Annotated in this window: 9 protein-coding genes; all 9 read left to right on the top strand. The window is 50.5% G+C overall.

Going from position 1 to position 12,573, the window contains the following annotated elements; all coding sequences use genetic code 11:
* Nucleotides 1–5 precede the first annotated feature (5 nt).
* Nucleotides 6–827 (top strand): ABC transporter ATP-binding protein, encoded by an 822-nt coding sequence (locus PAHA3_RS25480; protein WP_062837465.1) that lies wholly within the window; start codon nucleotides 6–8, stop codon nucleotides 825–827.
* A gap of 343 nt (nucleotides 828–1,170) precedes the next feature.
* Entirely contained in the window at nucleotides 1,171–2,196 is a 1,026-nt protein-coding gene (locus PAHA3_RS25475; RefSeq protein ID WP_062837464.1) for a hypothetical protein, read from the top strand.
* Between the two features lie 68 nt (nucleotides 2,197–2,264).
* On the top strand, nucleotides 2,265–3,620 hold the full coding sequence (locus tag PAHA3_RS25470; RefSeq protein WP_062837463.1) for a diaminobutyrate--2-oxoglutarate transaminase: 1,356 nt from the start codon (nucleotides 2,265–2,267) through the stop codon (nucleotides 3,618–3,620).
* Nucleotides 3,614–5,047 carry an MFS transporter gene (locus tag PAHA3_RS25465; protein WP_082763004.1) on the top strand — a complete coding sequence of 478 codons (1,434 nt, stop codon included), beginning with the start codon at nucleotides 3,614–3,616 and terminating at the stop codon, nucleotides 5,045–5,047. The genes PAHA3_RS25470 and PAHA3_RS25465 overlap by 7 nt, the downstream gene beginning before the upstream one ends.
* Entirely contained in the window at nucleotides 5,025–6,806 is a 1,782-nt protein-coding gene (locus PAHA3_RS25460; protein WP_235599566.1) for an IucA/IucC family protein, read from the top strand. The genes PAHA3_RS25465 and PAHA3_RS25460 overlap by 23 nt, the downstream gene beginning before the upstream one ends.
* On the top strand, nucleotides 6,787–8,622 hold the full coding sequence (locus PAHA3_RS25455) for an IucA/IucC family protein (RefSeq protein ID WP_062837461.1): 1,836 nt from the start codon (nucleotides 6,787–6,789) through the stop codon (nucleotides 8,620–8,622). Before PAHA3_RS25460 ends, PAHA3_RS25455 begins: the two co-directional genes overlap by 20 nt.
* Nucleotides 8,619–9,395, top strand: coding sequence for an HpcH/HpaI aldolase family protein (locus PAHA3_RS25450; protein ID WP_062837460.1), 777 nt, complete (start codon nucleotides 8,619–8,621; stop codon nucleotides 9,393–9,395). Before PAHA3_RS25455 ends, PAHA3_RS25450 begins: the two co-directional genes overlap by 4 nt.
* Nucleotides 9,392–10,753 carry a type III PLP-dependent enzyme gene (locus PAHA3_RS25445; RefSeq protein ID WP_062837459.1) on the top strand — a complete coding sequence of 454 codons (1,362 nt, stop codon included), beginning with the start codon at nucleotides 9,392–9,394 and terminating at the stop codon, nucleotides 10,751–10,753. The genes PAHA3_RS25450 and PAHA3_RS25445 overlap by 4 nt, the downstream gene beginning before the upstream one ends.
* On the top strand, nucleotides 10,713–12,557 hold the full coding sequence (locus PAHA3_RS25440; RefSeq protein WP_062837458.1) for an IucA/IucC family protein: 1,845 nt from the start codon (nucleotides 10,713–10,715) through the stop codon (nucleotides 12,555–12,557). The genes PAHA3_RS25445 and PAHA3_RS25440 overlap by 41 nt, the downstream gene beginning before the upstream one ends.
* Nucleotides 12,558–12,573 lie beyond the last annotated feature (16 nt).

Here is a 12,573-nt window from a genome sequence, read left to right as displayed (position 1 = left end):
GAGCCGTGAGTATTCTGGAAGCCAAGGAGCTTACTATCTCCTATGGAGCAGACCCCATTATTGAAAATTTAAATTTGACCATTCCCAAGGGACAGATCACCGTCCTGATTGGTAGCAACGGCTGTGGCAAATCCACGCTGCTGCGCACGATGGCTCGTTTGCTGAAATCCAGTTCAGGTTCCGTGCTGCTGGATGGCGAAGAGATTGCCAAGCTGCCGACCAAGGAGATTTCAAGACGCATGTCCATCCTGCCGCAGGGTCCGACCGCTCCAGAAGGATTGACAGTGAATCAGCTGGTCAAGCAAGGGCGTTATCCACATCAAACGTGGCTGAAGCAATGGTCCCGAGAGGATGAGCGTATGGTCAAGCTGGCACTGGAGTCTACACATCTGACGGAACTCGCCGATCGGCCTGTGGATGCATTGTCCGGTGGACAGCGTCAGCGTGCCTGGATTGCGATGACCCTCGCGCAGGGAACCGAAACGCTGCTGCTGGATGAACCTACAACCTATCTGGATATGACACATCAGATTGATATCCTTGATCTGTTGTTCGAGTTGAACGAACGGGAAGGGCGTACCATTGTCATGGTGCTTCATGATCTGAATCTGGCATGTCGGTATGCACATCACATTGTGGCTGTTCACAACAAGTCCATCTACGCGGAAGGTAAACCGGAGGATATCGTTACACAGGAGATGGTCCGTAAGGTTTTCCAGATGGAGTGTGAGATTGCGGTCGATCCGCTGTTCGGCACACCAACTTGCATCCCACATGGAAGAGGGAGGAAGCTGAATGGGGAACAGCGTTATACACAACTGGCTTGAGGATCAAAAAGTCCGCTTTTGATTACTTCAATAATGATTCAACCATCCACACGAACTACATTGCATGAGCATGCAGATAACAAATTAGGCAAGCCATTGGTAAAACCGTATCCAAGGCTTGCCCAGTTTGTTGTGCCTATTATTCGATAAAAGCATACCTACATCGACTCAAACCCCTACCAAATTACATCTTATTTTTCCTTAAAAGTTTATTATTGACAATATAGCTCGAATTGCCATAAAATAGATCTTGTATGATATTGATAATCATTATCAATATTAAATTACAAAAAAATGATGAACGTATGAGCGAGTACCTTCATTCGATCGAGGAGGATTTTCAGTGTTTCCGAAAGGGATTCATAATCTGCAAAACCGACTCATTATAAGCAAAGCGAGAGAAATGGGCATCGCCTGTGATCCACTTCTTGAGGGATGCGAAGATTTTCTGAAGCTGTCTGTAGGAGACAAGCAGATCATCATTAACAAAACCAGATCTCATCGTCTGCCGTTAATTGCTGGTTTGCTCGCGAAGAACAAGCAGGCCTGTAATAGGTTGCTGCATGAACAGGGCATGCCTGTACCGTCATTTATCGTGATCCCGGAGATGGGAAGCGAAGCAGCAGATTTTCTGAAAAGACATGGCTCCATTGTGGTGAAACCGCTGGATGCGAGCAGTAGTATGGGCGTGACGTTGGATGTGCGTACCGAAGATGAACTGCAGGCAGCCATTGGTCTTGCGGGTGTTCATGGCAGCAGCATTATGCTACAGCAATATGTAACTGGAATTGATTACAGAGTGCTGATTATTAACGGTGAAGTGGCGGCTGTGAATGAGTATCGACCTGTCTATGTTGAGGGAAACGGGACTTCAACTGTGCGGGCGTTAATCAAGCAGTTGAATCAGGAGCGAATCGAGATGACGCACATTGGGGAGTATGAAGCTTTTCCCCAGGTTGATGCAGAAGCTGAACGTCTGCTGGAGGTATTACGAGCACAAGGGACAACACTGGATGAAGTACCTGACGCCGGAAAAGAAATCGAGCTATACGATCTCCGTAACTCAGCCGCCGGAAAAATCAGTGAATTCTACAAGGATTGTACCGAAATCATTCATCCCGAGAATGCCCGAATGATCATTCAAGCAGCCAAAACTCTTCAGATTGATGTCGCTGGAGTCGATGTTCGTTGTCGTGATATCCGCACGCCGATCTCCAGAGATCAGGGAGGCATCCTGGAAGTGAACGCTTTGCCAGATATGACACACCACGTCTTTCCCCATGGTGGAGCAACTCGTGATGTAGTTCGGTTATACCTGGAATACCTTTGTCAGGAGCTACTCGAGTATAAGACGTATAACAACGTATAAAAGATATAAAACAAGAATCACAGGCAGCAGGTTCAGCCTGAATCGATTATAAGGAGCGTTATAGGGCTATGTCAGTAGAGGTGCAGACGGAATATCTGAAGATGCAAAATGAGAAGGAATCCAATGCAAGATCGTACCCCAGACATTTCCCGCTTGTCATTAGCAAGGCCCATGGGGTGAAGATTACCGATACGGAAGGCCGCGTATTCTACGACTGCCTGGCTGGTGCAGGAACATTGGCGCTGGGACATAACCATGACACGGTGGTCAACGCCATTCGCGATGTTCTGGATCAGCAGATTCCGCTACATACACTGGATTTGGCAACGCCGCTGAAGCTTTCATATATGCAAGAACTATTCTCCATCCTTCCGGAAGAAATGCGAGATAAAGCCAAGATTCAGTTCTGTGGTCCAACCGGAGCGGATGCCGTAGAAGCAGCCATTAAGCTGGTCAAACATGCCACAGGTGGCAAGTCCATTCTTGCCTTTCAAGGTGGTTATCACGGTTCAACCCAAGCGACGATGTCGATGAGTGGCAATCTGAGCAAGAAACAGCATCTGCAAAGCCTGCTGCCGGATGTGCATTTCCTGCCGTTTCCTTATGAATACCGTTGCCCATTTGGTGTTGGTGAAGGCATGACGGCCCAATTAAGCGCACAGTATATCGAGAATTTGCTCGATGATTGCGAGAGCGGTATTGCGGCACCCTGCGGGGTCATTGTGGAGACGGTACAGGGAGAGGGCGGAGCGATTCCAGCGGATATCGAATGGCTCAAGGAGTTACGCCGTATCACAGCAGAGCGAAATATTCCGCTCATTATTGACGAAGTGCAGACAGGCATCGGACGGACAGGGCGAATGTTTTCATTTGAACATGCCGGAATCATACCCGATGTAATCATCTGCTCCAAAGCGGTTGGCGGTAGTCTGCCGATGTCTGTTGTCATCTACAAAGAAGAGCTGGACCAATGGCAGCCTGGTGCACACACAGGTACGTTCCGTGGCAATCAGCTAGCTATGGCTGCGGGGCTTGCCACACTTCGCTATATCCGGGAACAGGATATTCTACAAAACGTGCAGCTACGCAGTGAGCAGTTCATGAATCAACTGAATGCATTGAAAGAACGGTATGCAGAGATTGGTGACGTGCGGGGCAGAGGGCTGATGATTGGCGTTGAAGTGGTTGATCCAACAGGACGTAAGGATCGTCTGGGACATTATCTCCCCAATGGTGCGCTGGCTGAGTCAATTCAGCGTGAATGCTTCAAGAATGGCTTGATTGTGGAACTGGGCGGGCGTCATTCCGCTGTTGTTCGTTTTCTGCCGCCGCTGAATATTACAGAGCAGGAATCGAACGCGATCCTCGCGATCTTTGAGAAATCGGTAACTGAAGCGATTACCTTAGCAACGGCCGCATGCTGAAGCTGTCCCTGATGAAGAGACATGCAGTATTACTCGCGATTCTGATCGGTGCTTTTTCGCTGGTGCTGACCAACAGTGCATTTAACCTGCTGCTGCCTTATTTTGTGCAATACTATCAGATCTCTACGACAGCAGGCGGATGGATCATCGCATTGTATATGCTCGCCATGACGTTAACGATGCCGTTGGCTTCCCTGATCGTGGACCGACTGGGCCGTAAACAGACGTATATGTTGGGCATCAGTATCTATGGACTGTTCTCGGTGGCAGGTGCGTTGTTTTATCACTCCATCGAAGTGCTCTTGCTGGTCCGTTTCATGCATGGGGTTGCCGCCGGGCTGATGATTCCGTTATCGCTTGTGCTGCTGTTTGATGTATATGGACCGGAGGTAAGGGGGCGAATTACCGGAGCGTGGGGCTTGCTGCTTATGCTGGCTCCGGCTGCTGGTCCAACGCTGGGTGGTTTTATCATTCAGTACGGAAGGCTTGAAATGCTGTTCTGGCTCAATGTGCCGCTTGCTGTGTTTTCTTTTATCGGGTGCGGCCGAGTCATTCAAACTTATATCCCTGCCCGCAGGAAAAAATGGCATCCATTCAGTGTCATGCTGCTAATCTGTGCGGTAGGTGCCCTTAGTCTGGGGGTGCAGTTGTACGCAAGTCCTGTCGTAGCAGTATGGGTACCTTGGCTGCTGATTGCGCTGGGTGTAGTGTTACTCATTCGTTTTGTCCAGACAGAGAACGGTCGCAAGGAACCGCTGATCCGGTACCAGTTGCTGCGGCGTAATGCCGTCTTTCCACTGACCGTGCTGATCTCGACCATTCAGGATTGTGTCATGTTTGGCGTGATCTTTGCCTTGCCGTTGTTGTTCCAGGATGTCTTCCACCTGTCGCCAGCCTTGTCCGGTGCGCTGTTCATTCCCTTGTCGATCTGTACAAGTCTGTTCATGTGGATTGGCGGCAGTTTGCTGGATCGCGGTCGGTCCAGGCATTTTATCGCATGGGGCACGCTGCTGGTATCGATATCGATCTTGTCGTTTGCAGTTCTGCCCATGGGAGCATCGATCTGGATCATCGGGATGCTCATGGCGTGCCGGGGAATAGGCGTTGGCCTGTCAGGTATGAGCATCTCTGCGATTGGTCTGCAAGCCTTACCGGACGAAGACATGCACGAAGGGTCGGTGTTATCAACCACGATTGAGCGTCTGGTTTCTTCGTTTGCGGTGATGGGCATGACCCTGTATTACGACATGCGTTGGCAATGGCTTGCCGGGGCAGGAACGTCCATGGAGATGGCCAAATGGGGAGCGCTCAAAGAGATCTGTATCGGACTAGGCTGCGCCATACTGCTTACACTTCCCCTGGTCTTACTTATAACCCGAAAGAAGGTTGGCATCATTGTTCGAGATGGAAAACAAGCTCCGGTCTGAGGCTGAGCAGCAGGCCCATGAACATTCGTGCAAGCTGTTGCTGAACTGTTACATCCGTGAGCTTGCGTTAGAGAAGGAAAGCGATATTCGGATCCATCCGAATACGCTGACGTACGCTGTTGCTTTTCAAGCCAGCGGGGTGACGGTGACGGGACAACTGGCCTATTACTCTGCCATGGGGGAGCATGAATACCTCAGTATGCAATCTGGCGGGGAAGCGGTGCATTATCGCGACCTGGTTCGCTGGATCACATGTGAGCTAGGTGGAGATCGGGCACAGGGAGCGAGTTCGGATCTACATGGAATGCTGAAGAGTGAGATGAAAAGGAAGAGCTCACTCGAGGTGGATATTGTACATCCATTGGGTGAGAATACGAATCGCGTAGAGCTGGCGTATGCCAGAGATTTTGCACAAAAGGTAGATAACAGTGTGGTTAACCTCACGTTGTACATCGAACAAGCAGCCGGTCTGGACATCCACGACTATTGTACATCTGAACAGTCACTGTTGTATGGTCATCCGTTCCATCCGTTTCCGAAGAACTCCAAAGGCTTCAGCGAGCAGGATGTGCAGAAGTACAGTCCGGAGCTACGGACATCGTTTCAACTCTGTTATATCGCCGTGAGGCAGGATGTCTATGTGCAGGAATGGGTGGATGACGAGGCGGTAATGGATTTGCATAATCTCCTGCGGAGCCATGTGGAGCCGATTTTAAAAGAAAAGAGTGGTATGTATGGGCTTCTGCCTATCCATCCATGGCAATACGCGTACATATCACAGCTGTCCGAAGTTCAGCACTATATTCGAGATGAAAAATTAATTCTGCTTGGCAGTGCGGGGCCCATCGTCTATCCGACTTCTTCGGTCCGGACAGTTTATATTCCGGCATGGAACTGCAATATCAAGCTGTCACTGAACATGCAGATCACCAACATGATTCGTACCAACAGTGCTGAACAGATGCGCAGAACATTGGATGCCTCCAGATACGTCAGGCAGCATAACTGTTTCGATGCTGAACCGAACACCCATATTGCGTATGAGACAGGTGTAGCGACATGTGCCTTTGATGATGAAGAGTTAACCAGTCTGTTTACGATAGCTTATCGGCCCATTGAGTTCGACCCTGCGAATACGTATGTCTTATCCAGTCTGGTTGAGGCACCCCTTCCTGGGATGCGGTCGCGACTGATGACGTTGCTGGGCGGAGACCTTGACATAGCTGAGCGCTGGCTGGATCGTTATCTGGCATGTTCGCTGCTGCCGATTGTGCGGGCGGCGGGTGAGAAAGGCATTCATTTTGAAGCTCATTTGCAGAATACCCTTGTGACCTTGGAGGATGGGCTACCTGTGGATTTTATCGTCCGCGATCTGGAAGGGGTCAGTGTGGATGAGGAACTTATAAGTGAGCAGGAACGTGCAGTGTCCGATTTATTATTTTACTCGCGAGAGAAAGCCTGGGCGCGGACATCGTACTATTTTATCGTCAATCATCTGGGGTCTCTGATTCATGCCATGGCGCGAGATGTGAACGTCCCAGAGGAGCATTTCTGGAAGCAGGTACGTGGGGTACTTGTAGATGAATTGGAACGAACGGGCAATGAATATGTGCGACATCTGCTGACGACGGATGCATTCCTGGCCAAACAAAATTTGGTGAGTTGTCTAAGAGGGATCAGCCAGACCCCGGCTTACGTGCCGGTGAGTAATGTAATGAAACGAATAGGGAGTGAAGTGCGTGGGAGTCGTGGGATATAGGGCTGAAGCAGGCGGCAGGACAGAAGCAGTATACGTGGGTGTACAGGAACGGATCATGCGGCAGACGCTGGAGGCGATGTGGTTCGAAGGCATTCTGGACAGTCATGTAAGTGGGAGCGAATGGCGAACGGAGGGGCTTACATCTTCCGGCGATTCTGTGGCGTACACGTGTGAAGCCGAGCGGAAGTTTTCATTTGGCCGGGTGAAGGTGAAGAAGGGGACGATTCAAAGGGAAGGCGTCAACTGCACCGATTTGGATCTGTTTCTGGAGGAAATCGTGCTGAACGCTTTGAAGGGTGCAAACGTGACGGCTTTTATCCAGGAACTGCTCGAAACGATGGCAAAGGACAGCCAGTGCCAAGCTATATTGCCCTTAAACATTCCGAGTGAGGATCGGCATTATGATGCGCTCGAAAGTCACATGACCGACGGGCATCTGTACCACCCGAGCTATAAGTCGAGGTTGGGATTTTCTTTGAAAGACAATCTCGCCTATGGCCCAGAGTTTAACACGGAGGTTACATTAGTCTGGGTTGCTGTGAAAAAAGAATTGGCTCAGACCGCTGTATCCACAGGGTATACCTCTGAAGAATTGGTGGGGCAGCATCTGACCGTAGAGGACGTACAGCGATTCCATCAGATGCTGGAGTGCGATGGGAAAGAAGGTGCTGTCACTGATGATTCATATGTGTTCATTCCTGTTCATCCATGGCAGTGGGAGCACCAGTTGGAGACGGTATATGCCCGTCAACTTATGGATGGGGACATTGTGTATCTTGGTCCATCGTCTTCGCCCTATCGTGCACAGCAATCGATCCGTTCGCTGTCTAACAGAGTGAACCCGGAATCTCCTTACATCAAGCTTGCCCTCAGCATCACCAACACGTCGAGCACGCGTATTCTGGCACAGCATACGACCCAGAACGCGCCACTGATCAGCGATTGGCTGGATGAACTTGTTCGTGAAGATGAGCTGTTGCAGCAGGTGCAGTTTGGCATTTTGAAAGAAATCATGGGGCTGTCGTTCCGTTATGAAGAGTTGCCTGTAACTCAATATGGACGGGCCTACGGCACACTTGGTGCGATCTGGCGGGAGAATGTATCGGTTCACCTGAAGCAAGGTGAGACGGCGTGGCCGCTGAATGCGCTGATGTTGGTGCAGCGGGACGGTGTACCGTTTATCCAGGATGCTGTAGAACGACATGGTGTGGAAAAGTGGAGCGAGGCCCTTGTTCGCACGGTTACCCTGCCGATTATACATTTACTCTATGCACACGGGATTGCGCTGGAATCTCATGCTCAGAATATCATTTTGGTACTGGAAAACGATCTGCCAAAACGAATCATTATCAAGGATCTGCATGATGGCGTTCGCTATGTACCAGATCAACTGTTACACCCGGAACGGGCACCGAGGCTGAACCCCGAGCCGGAAACCCATCGCAAGTTCAATCGGTATTCCTTCATCTATGCCGGAGATGTGTCGGAAGTCCGTGACTATACGTATGATGCGTTCTTTTTTATCTGCATGACGGATATTGCGTTAGCGCTTGAGAAGTTTGGGTTGTCAGAGGAAGCGTTCTGGCAGCTGTGCGCAGGTGTAATTGTGGATTATCAGAAGCAGCACCCGGAATACGCAGAGCGGTTTGTTGCATTTGACCTTTTTGCCGAAGATGCACTGATCGAAGAGATGACCAAGCGTCGTCTGTATGGGGATGGAGAGTTATATTTCCGTAAGGCGAGCAATCCACTCAAGGTATCAAAGGATGCACTTGAATCAAAGAGAACACACGAATTAAAGGGAATCGTCGAATGAGGATTAACACGCTGAAGGAAAAGATTGCACGCAAACAGCCAGTCTATGGCCTTTTTGTATCCATACCACACCCGGTCATCATCGAGATGATCGGCCATGCGGAATATGATTTTGTCATTATTGATCTGGAACATGCCGCAACATCGATGGAAACGGTGGAAGAGTTGATCCGGGCAGCAGAACTGGTAGGCCTTACCCCGCTGGTACGTATCTCGAAAGTAGAGCGAGTGGAGATTCTTAAAGTGCTGGACTGCGGCGCACAAGGGATCGTTATTCCGCATGTGGAACGACTGGAGCAGGTGGAGGAAGCGGTTCGTCACGCCTACTATCATCCGGTTGGTATGCGCAGCTTGAATAGTGGTCGTCCCGGCGTATTCGGTAAATATCCGCTCACGGGATACATTGGGGAAGCGAACCAACAGGTGATGGTTGTACCCATGATCGAAAGTGCGGAGGGCGTGCGGCAAAGTGCACAGATTCTGTCTCACCCTCAGGTGAGCTTTGTATTGGAAGGCGCGGCGGATCTGTCGCAATCCCTCGGCGTACCATGGCAGACAGAGCATCCGGAAGTGAGACGTGCACTGGATGAATTGCATGCTACCGCGCAGAAGTGCGAAGTACCTTATGCTACGGTCACGAGAGGCGTGGAAGACATATCGCTCTGGGGTGAGCGGGGAGTACATATATACGTGCTGGGTGATGATCGGAATACGGCGTTTCGGGCGTATGCCCAAAAACGGAATGACTACAGGAATGCGGGTGGGCAGATATGAAACCTAGTGTATGGCAGGCGATTAATGAACTACAACGCGGATTGGAAGACCCGGTATGTGCGTATGTTTACGATCTGGCCGGCATTCAGGAACAGGTAGGTCAGATGCTGGGCAGCATGCCCGGAAACACAGAATTATTCTACGCCATTAAGGCGAATCCAGATCCGCGAATCATTGAGGCGTTGCTTCCATTGGTGAAGGGCTTTGAAGTGGCTTCGATTGGAGAACTGCTCAAGGTTAGAGCTGTAAGCCAAGAGGTTCCAATTTTGTTCGGAGGTCCGGGTAAGAAAGAGAGCGAACTGCGGCTAGCCATTGAGAATGGCGTGAGCTACATCCATGTGGAGAGTCTACTGGAGCTGCGGCGCATCATTGCGATTGCGAAAGAGCGTGAGATGGAGCATGAGCATGTTCAGGTAGAGGGGAGCAAGCAAAAGCAAGAATGGAACCGGAAATCGGAGCAGGGATATATGCAAGCGTACCGCGAGGAACGGATGCAAGCGCAGGAGGTTCGCATTCTGCTCCGAATAAACCTGCGAAGCAGTACATTACCTCGGACGAAGATTGTTATGGGCGGTGGGCCGAGTCCTTTTGGCATCGATGAAGAGGCAGTGGAAGAAGCCGTAGAACTCATTCGTGTGGAAGGCGCGGATGTGGTTCGGTTAAGCGGGTTCCACTTTCACTCCTTATCTAACAATATGGACGCCAGGCTGCATGCTGAGATGATCGAGCTGTATTTGCAAAAGGTGGAGCAGTGGCAGCAGCAGTATGATCTTCCTGTGGAAGTGGTGAATGCAGGAGGAGGGTTCGGTGTTACGTATGATGGAAGCCCCGGATTCGACTGGCCCTTGTTCACTTCCCTGCTGGAGCAAAGTGAAGCCAGACAGCGCCTTGCTTCACGCGGAGGTCAGCTGTATTTTGAATCGGGTCGACTGCTGGTAGCAGACCACGGGTATTATGCCGCAGAGGTTACGGATATCAAAACCTCTCATGATCAGTATTTTGCCGTGTTAAGGGGAGGTACGCACCATAATCGTCTGCCTGCTTCATGGGGACATAACCATCCGTTTCAGATTATGGCGACCGATCGTTGGAAGCACTCGTTTGTCCGTCCAGAGGTAAGAGATCGTCGTGTTCATATTGTAGGTGAGCTATGCACACCCAAGGATCGCATGCATTCTGATGCGGAGGTAGCGCTGCTACGGGTAGGAGACATTGTTGTATTTGAAAAGTCTGGAGCTTATTGTTGGACCATCTCGCATCATGATTTTCTGGGGCATCCGCACCCGGCATTCCATTATCTAACGGAGGACAATGATCATGTCAACACTGATGAAGCGTTCCAGTCTGCAAGCCGCTGAACGCCGGATTATGGCGGATCTGATGAATTCATTCTTGTCGGAGCAATTGCTTCCACTGGAAGGTTATTCGTTCATTAATTTTGCCGCGGCATCAGCACCTTTCCGTCGATTGTATAAGGAATATGACGGTGAAGAGAATCAGAATGTAGCTTCTCGCTATAGATTGCACACTCAAGGTGTACTGTGTCTGGTTGAGACAGGAGTAAGACAAGGGACTCAATGGGTTCAGGGTTCACCGATCTATGAGGAGAAAGCAGATGGAAGCTGGGTTCTCCTTGATTCTCCGGTAGAGGTTGGACGTGCCGTGTTACAGAAGGCTTTGTCGGATGAGGCTTATGTGCAGCCCGGAGTGGCAGAGTTTCTTGCTAGTCTGGACATTGCTGTGGAGCAGTTTGCTCTGGGCTGGGAACAAGTCCAGTATCTGTCCGCCAACGTACCGGCGTCTGCTTATGAGTGGTTTATCAAGGGTGAGCGCGTTGCGGCATTGCGGGATCGTCCATTTCACCCATCGTCCAAAGCCAAGGTGGGATTCAATGCAGAAGATGTAACACGCTATGCAGCGGAATTCGGGAAGGCGATTTCGCTGCGCTGGGTGGCTATACGGCTGGATGCCGTGCAACAAGGTTGTGAAGAGGGGCTCTCCATTTTGGACGTGTTAGACGATGCTCAGCGCGGAGTGGTGGAAGCCGAGTTTGCCCGTAAAGGAATCACGTTGGAAGAATATCTGCCGATGCCTGTACATCCGTGGCAATTGCAGCATGTGATTCTGCCTCGTTTCACTGGGGAGATCGAAGAAGGCAGCATAGTCGTATTGGATGTAGAAGTGGGCGACGTACAGGCAACATCCTCTCTGCGCTCGATGGCTCCATCAACAGAATCTAATCTGATGCTCAAGCTACCGGTTAGTGTGCTGTCACTGGGGGCTGCTCGCTATCTTCCGGTGGTCAAGCTGCTGAATGGTCTTGTTGGAGAACGGATGCTACGACAGGCCGTTGCTTGTGACGAGACGTTGAAGGACAAGGTGTATATGTGTGAAGAGCAGAACTGGTGGGGCTTTATGCCAGAATCCATGGGACTGTTCGATGATCATCCCCGGCATCTGGCTGCACAGATTCGTGTGTATCCCTCTGAGTTATTGGGTGAAGATTACAAAGTAATCCCAATGGCCGCACTGGGTGTGAATCTGGAAGGGCATCATCTATTAACGGAAATTCTGGGGGAAAACCTGAGCAACACGGATGTTCTCGAGTTCTATACCAGCATAGCTATAACGTTTTATGATATCGTGATGCGTCTGTTCAAGGTGGGCGTTGTACCTGAGATTCATGGTCAGAACTGTTGTCTGGTGTTAAAGGATAATGAGGTAAAAGGTCTTTTGTTCCGCGATCATGATTCCGTACGTCTGCATCAGCCTTATCTGGACAAGCATGGGATCGCAGACCCTGCTTATCATATTCGCCCAGGCTACTCAAACAGCCTGTATAACGAGACGGTCCAGAAGTTGATCTTCTATGTGCAGTCTTTGGGGACGCAGGTGAATCTGGCTGCGATCATGGAGTCTTTGAGCGAGGTGTATCACATCCCGGAAACGAAGTTATGGGAGATCACGGAGCAGGCTTGGAAGGAAGCGCTGCAACAAGTGCAGCTTCCCGATTCTGACCGGGCCGCGATCGCTCATGCGGTATTCGAGAGCGAGGAGTGGCCCGTGAAGTTAGTTGTCCGTCCGCTGCTTGAAGCGGATGGGGTGCCTGGCGCGATGCCATCGGGCAAAGGCAAAGGGTGGAACCCTTTTTACAAGAGATAGAGGTTGAGTAGTGTTG

Source organism: Paenibacillus amylolyticus, from assembly GCF_001570725.1.
Lineage (GTDB): Bacteria > Bacillota > Bacilli > Paenibacillales > Paenibacillaceae > Paenibacillus > Paenibacillus amylolyticus_A.
This window is presented reverse-complemented; position numbering and strand designations above follow the sequence as displayed.

What these genes read in the sequence shown, in the direction of transcription:
- PAHA3_RS25440 (WP_062837458.1), top strand. Translation starts at nt 10,713, where the DNA reads ATGTCAACACTGATGAAGCGTTCCAGTCTGCAAGCCGCTGAACGCCGG.
- PAHA3_RS25460 (WP_235599566.1), top strand. Translation starts at nt 5,025, where the DNA reads ATGGAAAACAAGCTCCGGTCTGAGGCTGAGCAGCAGGCCCATGAACAT.
- PAHA3_RS25450 (WP_062837460.1), top strand. Translation starts at nt 8,619, where the DNA reads ATGAGGATTAACACGCTGAAGGAAAAGATTGCACGCAAACAGCCAGTC.
- PAHA3_RS25465 (WP_082763004.1), top strand. Translation starts at nt 3,614, where the DNA reads ATGCTGAAGCTGTCCCTGATGAAGAGACATGCAGTATTACTCGCGATT.
- PAHA3_RS25470 (WP_062837463.1), top strand. Translation starts at nt 2,265, where the DNA reads ATGTCAGTAGAGGTGCAGACGGAATATCTGAAGATGCAAAATGAGAAG.
- PAHA3_RS25445 (WP_062837459.1), top strand. Translation starts at nt 9,392, where the DNA reads ATGAAACCTAGTGTATGGCAGGCGATTAATGAACTACAACGCGGATTG.